Source organism: Flavobacterium gelidicaeli (assembly GCF_013294005.1).
Classification (GTDB): domain Bacteria; phylum Bacteroidota; class Bacteroidia; order Flavobacteriales; family Flavobacteriaceae; genus Flavobacterium.
Genome location: NZ_JABSNK010000014.1, coordinates 45,258 through 63,571 on the forward strand (window position 1 = coordinate 45,258; position 18,314 = coordinate 63,571).

Genomic DNA, 18,314 nt, shown 5'->3' on the forward strand with positions numbered 1-18,314 from the left:
CAATTAATTCTAGTCAAAACTGAGCCTAATTTCGCTCGGATTTCATTATATTTGCATCGCTTAATTTTTAAGCATACGATTCATTTAACATTCTTTTTAAAAGGATACGATTATAAAAATATAAAAATGACACAGAAACCGAAGATTGTTTACACGTTAACTGACGAAGCTCCTTTGTTAGCTACTTACTCATTATTACCTATTGTTAAAGCATTCACTGCTACCTCTGGAATCGAAATAGAAACAGAAGACATTTCCCTGGCATCAAGAATATTAGCTACTTTCCCTGAGTTCTTAACTGATGCTCAAAAAGTTCCGGATGCATTAGCAGAATTAGGAAAACTTGCTACATCGCCAGAGGCTAACATTATTAAATTACCAAATATTTCTGCATCAGTACCGCAATTAAAAGAAGCTATTGCTGAATTACAAGCACACGGTTACAAGGTTCCTAATTTCCCTGGTGAACCACAGGACAAAGCTGAAAATGAAATCAAGAAAAAATATTCTAAAGTTTTAGGTTCTGCTGTAAATCCCGTATTACGTGAAGGAAATTCAGATCGTAGAGCGCCTAAAGCAGTAAAAAATTACGCTAAAGTAAACCCACATTCTATGGGGGCTTGGTCTGCAGATTCAAAAACAGAAGTAGCGTCAATGGAAAGTGGTGATTTTTACGGAAGTGAAAAATCAGTTACACTTGCAGAAGCTACAGATGTAAAAATTGAATTTGTTGCCGAAGATGGAAAAACAACTGTTTTAAAAGAAAGCACACCGTTAAAAGTGGGTGAAATCATTGACAGTTCTGTACTGCACTTAAAAGCTCTAAAAGCTTTTGTTGTTAAAGCAATCGCTGAAGCAAAAGCAAAAAACATCTTGTTATCTGTACACTTGAAAGCAACAATGATGAAGGTTTCTGACCCAATTATTTTTGGTGCAATCGTTGAAGTATATTTCGCTGCTGTTTTTGAAAAATACGCTTCTTTATTTGATGAATTAAACGTTGATACTCGTAATGGTTTAGGTGATGTATATGCAAAAATTGCAGGTCGCCCAGAACAAGCAGAAGTAGAAGCAGCCATTACTAAAGCAATTGAAAACGGTCCCGCTCTTGCTATGGTAAATTCTGATAAAGGAATTACCAACCTTCATGTACCTTCTGACGTAATTGTTGATGCTTCTATGCCAGCTATGATTCGTACTTCAGGTCAAATGTGGAATAAAGACGGAAAATCTCAAGATACTTTAGCACTTATTCCAGACCGTTCTTATGCTGGAATTTACACTGCAACTATTGATTTTTGTAAAAAGAATGGCGCTTTTGACCCTACTACAATGGGAAGTGTTCCTAACGTAGGTTTGATGGCCCAAAAAGCGGAAGAATACGGTTCCCACGACAAAACATTCCAGATGACAGGAAATGGTGTTGTACGTGTTATTGACACAAAAGGTAATGTATTAATGGAGCAAGCTGTTGATGCTAAAGACATTTTTAGAATGTGTCAAGCCAAAGACGCTCCTATTCAAGACTGGGTTAAGCTTGCTGTAAACAGAGCACGTTTATCTAACACTCCTGCTGTTTTCTGGTTAGATGAAAACAGAGCGCACGACAGACAATTAATTGAAAAAGTAAAATTATATTTAAAAGATCACGACACTACCGGTCTTGATATTCGTATTTTAAACCCTATTGAAGCTACTAATTTCACATTAGAAAGAATTAAAAAAGGAGAAGATACTATCTCAGTAACAGGAAACGTATTGCGTGATTACTTAACTGACTTGTTTCCAATTTTAGAATTAGGAACATCAGCTAAAATGCTTTCTATCGTTCCATTAATGAGCGGTGGTGGATTGTTTGAAACTGGAGCTGGTGGATCAGCACCTAAACACGTAGAGCAATTTACTAAAGAAGGATATTTACGTTGGGATTCATTAGGAGAATTTTTAGCTCTTGGTGCTTCATTAGAACATTTAGGACAATCTTTACACAATTCTAAAGCAATTATTTTATCAGAAACTTTAGACGAAGCTAATGATGCTTTTTTAAGAAATGATAAATCTCCAAGTAGAAAAATAGGTCAAATTGACAACCGTGGATCTCACTTTTATCTAGCAATGTACTGGGCAGAAGCACTTGCAAAACAAGATAAAGACGCTGAACTAAAAGCCATCTTCACTCCTATTGCAGTTGAATTAAAAAGTAATGAAGCAAAAATCAATGAAGAGTTGATTAGTGCACAAGGAAGACCTCAAGATATTGGTGGGTATTACCAACCAAATCCTGAATTAACAAGCAAAGCAATGCGCCCTAGCGCAACATTAAATGCAATTATAGCAAAAATCGCTTAATTTCATTTCATTGTTATTATACTGAAAAGGCAACTGGAAACAGTTGCCTTTTTTATTAACAAAAAATTAATTATTGTTTAATCACAATTTTCTTATCTTTTCAAGCTGTTAGTAAACTTAAAAAAAGAGTATGTTTTTAAAAAAATTCATCGGATTAATTCTTGTGTTATTATTTAGTATTGCTTCTTTTTCGCAAGAAAAATTTACAGTAAGTGGTGCAATATCTGACAGTAGTAGCAATGAAACCCTTATAGGTGTCAATGTTTATATTCCAGAACTAAATGCAGCTGTTAGCACAAATGAATACGGCTTTTATTCTATTACATTACCTAAAGGAAATTACACACTTCTTGTAAGTTACATTGGTTATGAAACAGTTTCGGAACAATTAAATTTAACTGAAAACAAAAAAAGTAATTTTAGTTTATCAACAAGTGGTGAAATGCTCCAAGAAGTAATTATTAAAGATGGTAACAAAATCACAAACATCCGTTCGCCAGAAATGAGTGTAAACCGATTATCGATTACTTCTATAAAAAAAATGCCTGTTGTACTAGGTGAAGTTGATGTAATAAAATCATTATTACTACTTCCTGGTGTTACTAATGCAGGTGAAGGAGCATCTGGATTTAATGTTCGTGGTGGTGGAGCTGATCAAAATTTAATCTTATTAGACGAAGCTACAATTTTTAACTCCTCCCATGTTTTTGGTTTCTTCTCAGTATTCAATCCTGATGCTATCAAAGATTTAAAATTATATAAAGGAGGTATTCCAGCAAATTTTGGAGGTAGAGCCTCTTCTGTTTTAGATATTTATCAAAAAGACGGTAACAGCAAATCTTTTCATGCTAATGGAGGTATTGGATTAATTTCAAGTAGGTTATTATTAGAAGGCCCTATCGTTAAAGACAAAGGTTCATTTCTAATTGGTGGTCGCAGTTCTTATGCTCATTTATTTTTAAAACTTAACGAAGAAACAAAAGATAACACTGCCTATTTCTATGATTTAAATGCTAAATTAAGTTACAAACTAAACCCAGATAATAATTTGTACTTTTCAGGTTATTTTGGTCGTGATGTTTTTGCTATTAACGATAGCTTTTCAAATATTTATGGAAACACCACCCTTAATTTACGCTGGAACCATCTTTTCTCTGATAAATTATTTTCTAATTTTTCTATGATTTATAGTGATTACTATTACGGATTAGACTTGGATTTCATTGGATTCAAATGGGAATCTGGAATAAAAAACTACAATATAAAGTACGATTTTAAAAATTATATTTCAGATACATTCAAACTTAATTATGGCTTAAACGCTATTTATTATTCTTTTAATCCAGGAAGAATAAGTCCTACCGATTCAGATTCAGGAATTAATCCCGACCAATTAGATAAAAAATATGCTTTTGAACCCGCTTTGTATATAAGTGCTGAACAAGAAATCTCTAAAAAAATTGCAATAACTTATGGATTACGCTACAGTATGTTCTATAGATTAGGAGCATCAACATTAAATCTTTATGAGAACAACAATCCTGTGATTTTTAATAACGATCAGCAAATTTATGAAAAAGCAACTCCTACGGGAACACAATTTTATGACAAAAATAAAGTCATTAAAAGCTTTAATAATTTAGAACCTCGTTTAGCCGTATCCTACCAATTAAATGACAATACCTCTGTAAAAGCGAGCTATAACCGTATGACGCAATATTTACAGCTAATATCTAATACTTCCTCACCCACTCCTTTAGATATATGGATGCCTAGTGACAAATACATAGAACCTCAACTTGCAGACCAAGTGGCGATAGGCTATTTTAAAAATTTTAGTAATAATATGTATTCTCTAGAAATAGAAACCTATTACAAGAAAATTAAAAACCGCCTGGATTATATTGACGGAGCCGACTTAATTGCAAACGACGCTATTGAACAAGTGATTTTGAATGGTAGAATGCGCTCGTATGGATTAGAATTGATGCTTCGAAAAAATGAAGGAAGATTAAACGGATGGATTTCTTATACCTTATCAAAATCAGAACAGCAAACTCCGGGTAGAACCGCTGAGGAATCTGGAATCAACAATGGTAACTGGTACAACTCTGCTTATGATAAAACCCACAATCTCGCAGTAACAGCAGCCTATGAAAAGAATGAAAAATGGAGTTTTGGTGCTAATTTCGCTTTACAAACGGGACAACCTGTAACCTACCCTACAGGACAATATACTTATTTAGGTCTTGTGATACCCAGTTATGGCTTGCGAAACGAAAACCGACTTCCTACCTACCATCATTTAGATGTTTCGGCAACGTTGACACCAAAAGCAAATAAAGATAGAAATTGGAAAGGCGAATGGGTTTTTAGTATCTACAATCTATACAATAGACACAATGCAGCTTCTATCAATTTTAGTCAAAACCTAGATACAGGTGTAAATGAGGCAGTAAAAACGTCGATTTTTGGAATCGTTCCTGCTGTAAGTTATAATTTTAAATTTTAATCGAAATGAAGAAAGTAAACTTAGTTATAATTCTATTATTTTCCTTTTTCATGAATAGCTGTGAAGAAGTCGTTCAAATTGACCTGGATACTGAAGCACCACGTTTAGTAATTGAAGCCAATCTAAAGTGGCAAAAAGGAACAGATGGAAGCCAACAAAAAATAAAACTATCTACAACAACCTCTTTTTTTAGTGATCAAATACCAACAGTTTCTGGTGCAGAAATAATGGTGAAAAATAGTAGCAACGTACCTTTTATATTTACAGAAATTGCCAATACTGGTGAATACGAATGTAATAATTTTATTCCTGTTATTGATGAAAGTTATACGCTTACAGTAAAATTAAATGATATTATTTATAGCGCTACAGAAACATTAAAATCAGTTGCTCCCATTGACGAAGTTACTCAGAATGATGAGGGCGGAATAGCCAAAGATCAAATACAGATTAAAACATTTTTTAATGATCCTACAGCAACAAACTATTACCTATTTCAATATACTTATGAAGAGGAACGTTTTCAAAATTTATCAGCCACTGATGATGATTTTTTTCAAGGTAATCGCTTTTTTAGCTTATCACAAAAAGATGATTTAGAAATAGGTGATAAAGTAACCGTAACCCATTATGGTGTATCTAAAACCTATTACAATTACCTTGTAATATTAATAACAATATCTGGTGGTAGTAGCGGTGGTCCTTTTCAGTCACCTCCTGCCACGGTAAGAGGAAATATTATAAATACAATCGATAAGGACAATTACCCATTAGGATTTTTCTCTGTAGGTGAAACAGATACTAGAACAATTACAATACAATAAATCGTTCTATGGACTTTAGCCCTGATAGCAGTAGCAGCCCCGATTGACAAAAGCTATTTTTTGCAGGTAGTACAGAGCGACCAAGGGAAGCTCCTGTACTACCTAGCAAAAAAAGAGTTTGGATTAAGGGCTAGAGCGGATAGCAGGAATAGCTCCTTAAACTACTTTTCTAGCATGTTTTTATTTATCTTTACGCTTTAATTTATACTTCATGTCATCACATCATATTGTTAGAGACGACCAAGAACCTGCTTTAATTATTGCCAATGGCGCAGCTTGTAATTCGGAACTACTAGGTCAGTTATTAGAATGGTCTCCTTTAGTAATCGTACTTGACTCAGCTATGGAAAGAGTCATGAAATTAGATATAAAAGTAGATGTTTTACTTGGCGACTTTGATCGAGATTTTGATGCAAATTACTATAAAGAGAAACAGTACCCTATTGAAATTGTGCATACTCCAGATCAAAACAAAACAGATCTTGAAAAAGCATTTGACTATTTAATAGCTAGAAAAATCCCTGCTGTTAATGTGGTTTGGGCAACTGGAAGACGTACTGATCATACTATTACAAATTTAACTACAATTGTTCAATATAGAGAGCAGTTAAAAATAGTAATTCTTGATGATCACTCCAAGGTTTTTTTACTACCAAGACGTTTTGAAAAATGGTACACAGCGGACACACCTATATCTTTAATCCCGATTGGGCAGGTTTCAGGCATACATTCTGAAAATTTATTTTACCCTTTGAAAAACGACCAATTAACAATAGGGTACCGAACAGGAAGCAGTAATCATGTTATTAAAGATGGCATTGTCACTATTGTCCATGAACATGGTGATTTACTACTAATGGAATGTATGGATTAAGAAAAACAAAAACTACGCTTTAAAAGTTATAAAAGTGCTGATTTTTACATAACTTGCCCCCGATTTTGATGGAGAACAATTCCCATCTTTCAGTAACATACCAATAATGTCAAAGCAAATTACCGAGAAAACGAACTTACACGCCAGAAATCTACACCGGTCAAGATACGATTTCAATATTTTAATAAAAAATTGTCCCGAATTAAAAACGTTTGTTGCCATTAATGAACACAATATTGAAACTATAGATTTTAGCAATCCGGATGCTGTAAAAACGCTAAACAAAGCATTATTAGCCACTTATTACGATATTAAAAACTGGGACATCCCTAAAGATTATCTTTGCCCTCCCATTCCAGGTAGAGTAGATTATATTCATTACATCGCTGATTTACTTGCAGAAAACAACAATGGTATAATCCCCAGAGGACTTGCTGTTGAAGGACTGGATATAGGTCTTGGAGCCAATTGCATTTATCCTTTATTAGGTAATGCAACTTATGGATGGAGCTTTGTAGGAACAGATATTGATGAAAAAGCACTTGAAAGCTGTAGCGCTATTATCGAAAACAATCCCAAACTAATTGACGCCATAAGCTTGCAACAACAAGTATCTTCGCGTTTTATATTTAAAGATATTATTACTCCCGAAGATAGATTTGCTTTTACTATATGCAACCCTCCTTTTCATTCATCACAAATGGAAGCAGAAAAAGGTTCGCTAAGAAAAGTAAATAATTTACAAGATAAGAAAACAACAAAGCCTATTTTGAACTTTGGTGGTCATAACGCCGAATTATGGTGTGAAGGTGGTGAGCTAGGATTTATAACACAGATGATTTATGAAAGTGCTAAATACCCTATGCAATGCTTATGGTTTACTACATTAGTAGCTAAACAATCACACCTTAGTAGTATTTATAAAACCTTGAATAAAGTGAATGCGGCAACTATAAAGACAATCGATATGGCTCAAGGCCAAAAAACGAGTCGCATAATAGCATGGACATTTTTAAGCGAAGCACAACAAAAGGAATGGAAATTTGAAGAAGAAGTACACTAGTATCTTTTTGATTTAAAGTAAATTAAGCTAAAATAGCTACAAATTAAACGGTCACCAGTAATGGTTGTACCGTTTTTTTTGTGTCTTAATAATTGTAAACTTAAAGAAACTGACGTTTTTTATACGTTTCTTAAATAAATCTAAAAATATTTATAATTTTAAAACATATTAAAGAGATGTTAATAATAAATAAACTGCAATAAAAAACACTAAAAACAAACAATACATCATCAAATAAATTAAAAAAACATCATAAATACAACATTTACTATTTTTTAACATATAAATAACATTTCGAGGTTAATTTTGTATTTTTGAGTACAAAGCAAAAAACAAAAACCATGAAAAATTTATTATTAATGTTAACCTTAATTTTCAGCAGCGTACTGACCGCTCAGGAAATTAAAATATCAGGAGTAGTTAGTGACGATACTAACGGTCCGTTACCAGGCACTTCTGTTCTGGTAAAAGGAACCACAAAAGGCACCTCAACCGACTTTGATGGAAAATATACCATCACGGCAAAAGTGGGCGATTTACTTCAATTTTCTTACGTAGGTTTAGAAACTAAACTCATAAAAGTTACTGGACCAACAGTAAATGTTTCTTTGACAGGAAGTGGAGAAACATTACAAGATGTTGTAGTATTAGGATCTCGTAGTACTGCGAGAACAGTAACAGAGTCTACGGTACCCATTGATGTAATTAATATGAAAGATATTGCCTCTCAAGGACCGCAAGCCAATTTAAACCAAATTTTGAATATGGTTGCACCTTCGTTTACATCAAATACCACTACAGTAGCTGATGGAACAGATCATATTGACCCAGCTCAATTAAGAGGATTAGGTCCTGATCAAGTATTAGTTTTGGTAAACGGAAAAAGAAGACATACTTCATCACTTGTAAATATTAATGGGTCACCAGGAAGAGGATCTGTAGGAACAGATTTAAATGCGATTCCTGCTTTTGCAATTGATAAAATTGAAGTTTTAAGAGATGGTGCTTCTGCACAATACGGATCTGATGCTATAGCTGGTGTAATTAACATAAATGCAAAAAAAGCAACTAATAAATTTGATATAAATATATTAGGAGGAACCCAACTATCAAGTGGCGCTAACGACCACAGAGGTGGTAATGACGGAAACAACCTTCAAATAGATTTGAATTATGGTACAGGTCTTGGTAAAGAAAAAAGTTTTATCAACGCAACAGGAAGTTTTCAATTAAGAGGACAAACCAGTAGAGCAAAAGATGCAACAGGTAATTTATTTAGTGCGTTCAATGCCATTGAGCAAAGAGCTTCTGAAGCTGGTACCAATATCAATGCTTTATGGGGCAATATCAATAATACCCCGAATTCAGATCAAATCCTAACGACAATAAAAACATTCGCTACACCAGCCAACTTCAGTTATTTTACACCGACACAATTATCGGATATCAATAATGCTACAACAATTGGAGCCATGCAAACGGCATTAAACTTTGATGCTACCACAGGAGAGTTAGCTTATAGAAAACTAGAAAGAAGTGCATTCAATATGAAAGTAGGACAATCGTCATTACAAAGTGCACAATTTTTCGTTAATGCTGCTTACCCTATCAATGACAACCTAGAGTTATACGCTTTTGGAGGCACTAGTCATAGAACAGGTGAAGCGGCAGGTTTTTATAGAAAACCTAATCAATCTAGAACATACACGGCTTTATATGCTAATGGTTTTTTACCTGAAATTCATTCTACAATCAACGATATTTCTGCAGCAGCTGGTCTTAGAGGTAACATTTTTAAAGATTGGAAATTTGATTTAAGTAATACTTTTGGTAGAAACGGATTTGATTATAATATCGAAAACACATTAAACTCTTCAATGAGAGAAAGCTCTCCTACAGAATTTGATGCTGGTGGATTGGCTTTCTCTCAAAACACAACTAATTTTGATATTTCAAGAAAAATTGACAAATTAAATGTGGCTTTTGGAGCGGAATTCAGACATGAGAATTTTCAAATTAAAGCTGGAGAACCTGACTCATACAATCAATACGATATTAATGGTGATGTTGTAACCGGAACAACAGCTACTAATTTAAAAGTAACAGATTTTTACAACGGTGTATTAGGTGGTTACGCTGGAGCCATTTACGGATCAGCAACTACTGCCTACAACGGACAAAGAGCTGGAGGAGCTCAAGTATTTCCAGGATTTAAACCTGCTAATGCCGTTGACAAAAGCCGTAGTAGTGGTGCAGTATATGCTGACTTAGAATATGATGTAACAGACAAATGGTTATTAAACGGTGCTTTACGTTATGAAAACTATTCTGATTTTGGAGGAACGACTAACTATAAACTAGCAACTCGTTATAAGTTAACAGATAATATTAATTTGCGTGGAGCGGTTTCTACAGGATTTAGAGCGCCTTCTTTACACCAGATTTATTTTAATTCAACTGCTACACAATTTGTAGGAGGTGTGCCATTTGAAGTTGGAACATTTAGTAACGACTCTCCAGCTGCAAAATTATTAGGAATTCCACAATTAAAACAAGAAGAGTCTCAAAGTGCAAGTATTGGTTTTACTGCTAAAATTCCTGAAGCGAAACTTACTATAACTGCTGATGCTTATTTCGTAAAAATTAACGACAGAGTAGTCTTAACTGATCAATTTTCTAGGCCTAGTTTATCAACTGCTAATGGTGGTGTTGCACCAAATTATTTTTATCCTACTGGAACTACACAAAGAGATTTGCAAAATCTTTTTGATACAGCAAACGCAACAGCAGCAACATTTTTTGCTAATGCAATTGACACAGAATCAAAAGGTATCGATATTGTAATTAGTCATAAAGCTTCTGTTGGAAATGGATTAACATTAAAAACAGATTTATCAGGAACAATATCAAACACAAGAAAAGTTGGCGATATTCACGGTTCACAAATCTTGGAAGACAATGGACAAACCAACAGATACTTCTCAGAATCTAGTAGAGTATATCTTGAAGAAGCTGTACCAAGAGCAAAAGCAAACCTAACAAACTCGTTAACAGTTAAAAAATTCGATTTCTTCTTGAGAAACGTTTATTTTGGTCAAGTTACTGATCCAAACATTGCAGACGCAAATGGAGACGGAATAATCAATGCTATCGTAGTAAATGATCAAGCAGTTGAAAACGAACACCCAATTTGGTCTGCAAGAGTAATCACTGATTTATCAGTAGGTTATAAAATATCCAATTCTACTAAAGTTGTAGTTGGTGCCAATAACATTTTTGATGTTTATCCATCTAGAAACTTAGGCCCGCAAACAATTACTTCAAGAGCATCTGGAGTTGACTCTAATGGTAATGTTATTTATTCTCCAACAACAGCAACTATCGATTTGTCTAATGGAAATCAATTTACATACTCTAGAAACACTTCTCAATTTGGACAAAACGGAAGATTTGTTTTTGCCAGATTAAGTTTAAGTTTCTAATAAAAAATTATTTATTTCATCTAAACCATCATGTTCGCGTGGTGGTTTTTTTGTTTATTTCTTAAGATAAGATTGATTTTAAACTTCGTAACTTTGTGTTTCTAAAACTTTGCCCTTTATAAAAAATGAATTTTCAAGTAGTATCAGATTATCAACCAAAAGGAGACCAACCACAAGCCATTGATAAATTAAGTCAAGGAATTGAAGATGGTGAAAAATTCCAAACTTTATTAGGAGTAACCGGTTCTGGTAAAACATTTACCGTTGCTAATGTCATTCAGGAAGTACAAAGGCCTACTTTAGTTCTTGCACATAACAAGACGTTGGCGGCACAATTGTACTCTGAATTCAAACAATTTTTCCCAAATAATGCTGTGGAATATTTTGTTTCTTATTACGACTATTACCAGCCCGAAGCTTTTATGCCCGTCTCTGGGGTTTTTATCGAAAAAGACTTGTCTATCAACGAAGAGTTAGAAAAAATGCGTTTAAGCACCACCTCTTCCCTACTTTCAGGCAGACGAGATATTCTGGTTGTGGCCTCTGTTTCTTGTTTGTATGGTATTGGAAATCCTGTTGAATTTCAGAAAAATGTGATTGAAATTGAAAGGGATCAGGTGATTTCACGTACCAAATTATTGCACCAATTAGTACAAAGTTTGTATTCTAGAACGGAAGTTGATTTTACTCCGGGTAATTTTAGAATAAAAGGAGATATTGTTGAAGTGTACCCTAGTTATGCTGACGACGCTTTTAGAATTCACTTTTTTGGTGATGAGATTGAAGAAATTGAATCATTTGATGCTACAACTGCTGAAGTAATTGAAAAATTCGAAAAACTAACTATATATCCTGCCAATATGTTTGTGACTTCTCCAGATGTATTACAAGGCGCAATCTGGGATATCCAACAAGATTTAGTTAAACAAGTGGATTATTTTAAGGAAATAGGAAAACCGCTTGAAGCAAAAAGATTAGAGGAAAGAACAAATTTCGATTTAGAAATGATACGGGAATTAGGATATTGTTCAGGGATCGAAAATTACTCTCGTTATCTAGACGGAAGACTCCCTGGAACAAGGCCCTTTTGCCTTTTGGATTATTTCCCAAAAGATTATTTAATGGTTGTTGATGAAAGTCACGTAACCTTATCACAAGTACATGCAATGTATGGTGGTGACCGTAGCCGTAAAGAAAATTTAGTTGAATATGGCTTTAGACTCCCTGCAGCAATGGACAACCGCCCCTTAAAGTTTGACGAATTTGAAGCAATGCAAAACCAAGTGATCTATGTTTCCGCAACTCCAGCTGATTATGAGCTACAAAAAACTGATGGTGTAGTTGTAGAGCAAGTGATTCGTCCTACTGGATTATTAGACCCTGTTATCGAAGTTCGCCCAAGTTTAAACCAAATTGATGATCTTATAGAAGAAATTCATGTACGTTGTGAATTAGACGAACGTGTATTAGTAACTACGTTAACTAAACGTATGGCTGAGGAATTAGCTAAATACTTAACTAAAGTCAATATACGTTGTCGCTACATTCACTCTGATATCGATACTTTAGAACGTATTGAGATCATGCAAGACTTACGTAAAGGGCTTTTTGACGTGCTTATTGGTGTCAATTTACTTCGTGAAGGACTTGATTTACCTGAGGTTTCTTTAGTCGCAATTCTTGATGCTGATAAAGAAGGTTTTTTAAGAAGTCATCGTTCGCTTACGCAAACAATTGGTCGTGCTGCTCGTAACTTAAACGGAAAAGCAATTTTATATGCAGACAAAATAACAGCCAGCATGCAAAAAACGATAGACGAAACCGACTATCGCAGAACAAAACAAATTAATTTCAATACTAAAAACCACATTGTTCCTCAAGCACTGAACAAGAAAATAGAAAGTGCTTTTATCAAAAGTCCGTTGATTGAACAAGAATTAGGCCGTGGACTAGCCGCAGCTGCTGAACCCGAAAACCTATACTTATCAAAACCCGAAATTGACAAATTAATTCGAGAAAAGCGCAAGTCAATGGAAAAAGCAGCTAAAGAATTAGACTTTATGCAAGCAGCAAAATTACGTGATGAGATTAAAAATCTGCAAAAGCAATTAAACTAGTCGTGAAATTCTTTGTAAATTTTTTGTAACGCTTCAGGTGTAATTACTGTATTAGGTGCCTTTTCTATCTTTTTAAGTACTTTTTTAGTCGCATCGGGATTAATCCCCATACTAATAGAAATTTGGTGAATTGTGTTCGACTCATTTGTATTCAGTATTTTTCCTTCGTGCATTAAAAATGCCAAACGATAAAACTGCTGCATGCGTCTAAAACCTGTTTTAGCAGTAATTTTTGGTAAATCTAAAAGAAATAAATTATTGAAATCTCCTTTTTCTAAATCTAGTGCATTGGCAATAACAAATAGAAAATCATAATCTTTTTTTGGCAAAACACCATCTTCAGTTGAAAAGGCGATCATATCTAGAATTAAATTCTTTTTTTCTTCGTAAGTTTCCATTATATATTTTTTTAGCTAAAATATCGTTTTTAATACTAAAACCCAAGAACAAATGATGATTAAACAATTTTGGCTGTTTTTTATATTTTTTTTTCTAACAAGTAAAAACATATCCCAAAATATAACAAAGTCGAAACAGATGAGTACTTTCATAATTGAAGCACCACAATTACATACTCAAAAGAAGATTTGGGTCTACCTCCCAAAAAACTATGCTACTTCCCTAAAAAAATTTCCAGTTTTATACATGCATGATGCTCAAAATTTATTTGACGCAAAAACTGCATACGCTGGAGAATGGAATATAGATGAAAAATTAGACAGTTTGAACGCTGAAATAATTGTTATAGGAATCGAACATGGTAATGAAAAACGCATAACTGAATTAACTCCCTATAAAAATCAAAAATATGGAGGCGGAAATGCAGATAATTATCTTGATTTTATTGTGAATACATTAAAACCAAAAATAGACAATACATATCAAACAAAAAGTAATCGTAAAAATACACTAATAATGGGAAGTTCTCTTGGAGGTTTAGTTTCTTACTATGCTATCTTAAAATACCCCAATGTATTTGGTAAAGCAGGAATATTCTCTCCGTCCTTTTGGTTTTCAGATCAAATCTATTCTGATACGGAAAAAACTAAAGATATAAAGACAAAAATTTATTTACTATGTGGTGCTAACGAAGGTGATGATATGGTTCAAGATATGCAAAAAATGGCACTTTTACTTCAGTCTAAAATTAAAAGAAAAAGTCAATTAACATCAAAAGTTATCAAAGGGGGACAACACAATGAAAAATTATGGCGTGAAAATTTTACTAACACTCTTTTATGGCTAGGATATTAAGTAATTTACTATATTTATTAAAGACTATTTTATACTCAAAACTATTTATCCTATATTAATTATGAAACTTCAATTAAAAGCATACGATCTAAAACTAAAACACACCTTTACAATTTCACGAGTTTCGATTGATGTGCAACCTTCATTGATTGTAGTATTAACAGGTGATGGTTTTACTGGCTATGGAGCGGCTACGGCTAATCCATATTACAATATTACGGTGCCAATAATGATAGCGAATTTAAATAAAATCAAACTTCTAATTGAATCATCTGGCACTGAAACTCCAGAAGAATTTTGGATAAAAATGCACCCTTACTTAAAAGAGGATCTCTTCTCGCTTTGTGCACTTGACATGGCTTACACGGATTTGTACGCTCGTAAAAGAAAACAAAAACTATATGAATATTGGAACTATTCTATCAAAGACAATCCGTTGACAAACTATACTATTGGTATAGCTTCTGTAGAGAAAATGGTAAAAAAAATGAAGGAACTCCCTTGGCCTATATATAAAATAAAATTAGGTACAAAAGAGGATATCGAAATCATAACAGAATTAAGAAAACACACTAAAGCCGTTTTTAGAGTCGATGCAAATTGCGGTTGGGGAATTGAAGAAACAATCAATAACGCTGTAATTTTAAAAGAATTAGGTGTAGAATTCATAGAACAACCCCTAAAAGCGGATAACTGGATTGGTCATAAAGAGGTTTTTAAACACACTGTTTTACCCATAATTGCTGATGAAAGTTGCATAGTTGAAGAAGACATTACTAAATGTCACAATCATTTTCATGGTGTTAATATCAAATTGATGAAATGTGGCGGATTAACTCCTGCTAGAAGAATGCTGGAGGAAGCAAAAAAATTGGGACTTAAAACTATGGTAGGTTGTATGACTGAGTCTACTGTAGGTATTTCAGCAATTGCGCATTTACTGCCTCAATTGGATTATGTAGATATGGATGGCGCACTGTTACTAGAAGAATATATTGCAACCGGAGTAACACTTAATTACGGAAAAGTAAGCTATGCTGATCATGATGGAACTGGCGTTGTCTTATTATAAAACACCATTTTTAATTCGTTTCAAATTAATATAAAAACGTACCTTTGTAAAAAAACATAACACCTTGACAAATAACGATATCTTTAAGAAATTGCGTGTGGCATTAATGCTACGTGACGATCAAATAGTTGAAATTTTGGAATTAGTAGATTTCAGAATAACTAAATCAGAATTAGGAGCTTTTTTCCGTGATGAAAAACATGAGAACTACATGGAATGTGGTGACCAAGTTTTGCGTAACTTTTTGAATGCATTAGTAATTCATTTAAGAGGAACAAAAGAGAATCCAAAAAACCCTAATGCTGTTTTAGCAAAGCACAAAGCTGAGATTCCTGCAAAAGCATCTACTAAGGAAAGAACTGAATTTAAAGCAAAACCTAGAGATGACGAAAAGTCTAGAGGTGATCAAAGTCCTTCAGAATCTAGTACAGCTAAAAAACCTTTCAAAAAACAATATCCTAAAGGAAACAACAAAACACAAGTTGTGGAAAAAGTGAAATTTAATTTTGGGAAAAATAAAAAAGCATAACAAATGAAAACGGCTTTAATAATAGGAAGCACTGGTTTAATTGGTGCTCAACTATTACAAAATCTTTTGGATAATACTGATTATGAAAAGGTAATCGCTTTTAACAGGGCAGATACAGGTATTAAGCATCCCAAATTATCTGAAAAGATTATTGATTTTGACAAGCCCGAAACTTATGAAAATAGTATTAAAGGAGACGATTTCTTTTGCACTATAGGTACAACTATAAAACAAGCAGGAAGCAAAGAATCCTTTAAAAAAGTAGACTTTGAATATCCAAAACAGTTTGCCACTTTAGCTTCTAAGAATGGTGTGAAACAATTTTTGCTAATTTCATCTATGGGTGCTGATTCAAAATCGGATAGTTTTTACTTGAAGACTAAAGGCGAAATAGAAGACTTTCTTAAAGCTACTCCATTTAAAGGTATAACCATCGTTAGACCATCACTACTCTTAGGAGATCGTAAAGAATTTAGATTTGGAGAAAAAATAGGCGGTTTTTTAATGAAGACCTTCTCCTTTTTATTCATTGGAAAACTAAAAAATTACAAACCTATTCAAAGTATGACTGTAGCAAAAGCGTTAGAACTTATTGCTCAAAAAGAAATCTCAGGATTCAAAATATACAATTCAGCAGAAATTGAAGCAATAGCAAATCCGTAATTAATAACTATTTCGCTACTTTGTTTTTTTATTCGATAGTATAATAACAAAAAAATCCTGAGCTCACACTCAGGATTTTTTAATATATATGACTTTTCTAATTAAGAAAGTGCTGCTTTTACTTGATCAGCTGCTTCTTGAAATTCAACAGCAGATAAGATTGGCATTCCTGAATTATCAATTAATTCTTTTGCAATTGCTGCATTAGTACCTTGTAAACGAACAATGATTGGTACTTTAATAGCGTCACCCATATTTTTGTAAGCATCTACAACTCCTTGTGCCACACGGTCACAACGAACAATACCTCCAAAGATGTTAATCAAAATTGCTTTTACGTTAGGATCTTTTAAGATAATACGGAAAGCAGTTTCAACACGTTTTGCATCAGCAGTTCCACCTACGTCTAGGAAGTTAGCAGGCTCAAAACCAGCATACTTAATTAAATCCATAGTTGCCATTGCTAATCCAGCTCCGTTAACCATACATCCTACAGTACCATCAAGATCTACGTAGTTTAATCCTACTTCTTTAGCTTCAACTTCGATTGGATTTTCTTCAAGAATATCACGCATCTCAGCATATTTCTTTTGTCTGTATAAAGCATTATCATCAATATTTACTTTAGCATCAACAGCTAAAATTTTATTGTCAGATGTTTTTAATACTGGGTTAATTTCGAACATTGAAGCATCAGATCCAATGTAAGCATTATATAAAGCATCGATAAATTTTACCATTTCTTTAAAAGCATTCCCTGAAAGACCTAAGTTAAAAGCAATTCTTCTTGCTTGAAAACCTTGTAAACCTACAGATGGGTCAACTTCTTCAGTAAAAATTAAGTGCGGAGTATGTTCAGCAACTTCTTCAATATCCATTCCACCTTCAGTAGAATACATAATCATATTACGACCAGTAGCTCTGTTTAAAAGTACAGATACATAAAATTCTGAAGTTTCAGATTCACCAGGATAATAAACATCTTCAGCAACTAAAACTTTGTGTACTTTTTTACCTTCAGCAGAAGTTTGAGGAGTAACTAACTGCATACCAATAATTTGACCTGCAACCTCTTCAAGTTGTGCTAAATTTTTGGCAAGTTTAACTCCACCACCTTTACCACGTCCACCTGCATGAACTTGTGCTTTAACAACATACCAACTCGTTCCCGTTTCAGTAGTTAATTGTTTTGCAGCAGCAACAGCTTCAACTGCATTATTAGCAACGATTCCACGTTGAATGCGAACTCCGTAGCTAGCTAAAATCTCTTTTCCTTGATATTCGTGTATGTTCATAATATAGAATTTGTCTGAATCCTGAATTTATTTCAGAATATAAGTGGTACAAAAATAGCAAAATTCATCTAAACAGAGAAATCTTTTTCTTTATTTAAAAGATCTTATCTGCTATTATTTATTTTACAGCTTTTATTTTACAATTTCATCAAACTTGAAAGAGTGCTTTTTTACAAAATTAGCATTTATAAAGTGGTTTAAAAAACAACTATAACGATTGATTTTTTTATCTAAAACCATCAAAAACATCCTATCATAGCGCTAAACTAGGTTCTTAATA

At 33.5% G+C, this 18,314-nt stretch carries 13 protein-coding genes; 11 read left to right on the top strand and 2 right to left on the bottom strand.

The features are described from left to right. Positions 1-126: 126 nt before the first annotated feature. From HNP99_RS15640 to uvrB, 7 genes are all read left to right on the top strand, one after another. Positions 127-2,349, top strand: coding sequence for an NADP-dependent isocitrate dehydrogenase (locus tag HNP99_RS15640; RefSeq protein WP_173854385.1), 2,223 nt, complete (start codon positions 127-129; stop codon positions 2,347-2,349). Between the two features lie 130 nt (positions 2,350-2,479). After that, on the top strand, positions 2,480-4,861 hold the full coding sequence (locus HNP99_RS15645; protein WP_173854386.1) for a TonB-dependent receptor: 2,382 nt from the start codon (positions 2,480-2,482) through the stop codon (positions 4,859-4,861). Between the two features lie 5 nt (positions 4,862-4,866). Then, positions 4,867-5,685, top strand: a complete 819-nt coding sequence (locus HNP99_RS15650) for a DUF4249 domain-containing protein (protein WP_173854387.1) — start codon at positions 4,867-4,869, stop codon at positions 5,683-5,685. Between the two features lie 211 nt (positions 5,686-5,896). Further along, a complete protein-coding gene (locus tag HNP99_RS15655) occupies positions 5,897-6,559 on the top strand; it encodes a thiamine diphosphokinase (protein ID WP_173854388.1) in 663 nt (220 codons plus the stop codon). 106 nt (positions 6,560-6,665) lie between these two features. Further along, entirely contained in the window at positions 6,666-7,622 is a 957-nt protein-coding gene (rlmF, locus tag HNP99_RS15660) for a 23S rRNA (adenine(1618)-N(6))-methyltransferase RlmF (protein ID WP_173854389.1), read from the top strand. A 341-nt stretch (positions 7,623-7,963) separates the two neighbouring features. Then, positions 7,964-11,104 carry a TonB-dependent receptor gene (locus HNP99_RS15665; RefSeq protein WP_173854390.1) on the top strand — a complete coding sequence of 1,047 codons (3,141 nt, stop codon included), beginning with the start codon at positions 7,964-7,966 and terminating at the stop codon, positions 11,102-11,104. Between the two features lie 125 nt (positions 11,105-11,229). Continuing rightward, positions 11,230-13,221, top strand: a complete 1,992-nt coding sequence (uvrB, locus tag HNP99_RS15670) for an excinuclease ABC subunit UvrB (RefSeq protein ID WP_173854391.1) — start codon at positions 11,230-11,232, stop codon at positions 13,219-13,221. Here uvrB and HNP99_RS15675 read toward each other — a convergent pair. Beyond that, positions 13,218-13,619, bottom strand: coding sequence for an excinuclease ABC subunit B (locus HNP99_RS15675; protein WP_173854392.1), 402 nt, complete (start codon positions 13,617-13,619; stop codon positions 13,218-13,220). The two genes, uvrB and HNP99_RS15675, sit on opposite strands and share 4 nt — an antisense overlap. Before the next feature lie 55 nt (positions 13,620-13,674). Here HNP99_RS15675 and HNP99_RS15680 point away from each other — a divergent pair, with 55 nt between their 5' ends. The 4 genes from HNP99_RS15680 (at position 13,675) to HNP99_RS15695 (ending at position 16,739) form a co-directional block, all read left to right on the top strand. Beyond that, positions 13,675-14,475: an alpha/beta hydrolase gene (locus HNP99_RS15680; RefSeq protein WP_173854404.1), complete on the top strand. Its 801-nt coding sequence runs from the start codon at positions 13,675-13,677 to the stop codon at positions 14,473-14,475. Positions 14,476-14,536: 61 nt separating this feature from the next. Continuing rightward, positions 14,537-15,547 carry a dipeptide epimerase gene (locus tag HNP99_RS15685; protein ID WP_173854393.1) on the top strand — a complete coding sequence of 337 codons (1,011 nt, stop codon included), beginning with the start codon at positions 14,537-14,539 and terminating at the stop codon, positions 15,545-15,547. 64 nt (positions 15,548-15,611) lie between these two features. After that, the gene (locus HNP99_RS15690) at positions 15,612-16,076 is read left to right on the top strand and encodes a DUF1456 family protein (protein WP_173854394.1); all 465 of its coding nucleotides are present in this window, start codon (positions 15,612-15,614) and stop codon (positions 16,074-16,076) included. A 3-nt stretch (positions 16,077-16,079) separates the two neighbouring features. Next, positions 16,080-16,739: an NAD(P)H-binding protein gene (locus HNP99_RS15695; RefSeq protein ID WP_173854395.1), complete on the top strand. Its 660-nt coding sequence runs from the start codon at positions 16,080-16,082 to the stop codon at positions 16,737-16,739. A 101-nt stretch (positions 16,740-16,840) separates the two neighbouring features. Here HNP99_RS15695 and sucC read toward each other — a convergent pair whose 3' ends face one another. After that, positions 16,841-18,034, bottom strand: coding sequence for an ADP-forming succinate--CoA ligase subunit beta (gene sucC / locus HNP99_RS15700; protein WP_173854396.1), 1,194 nt, complete (start codon positions 18,032-18,034; stop codon positions 16,841-16,843). Positions 18,035-18,314 lie beyond the last annotated feature (280 nt).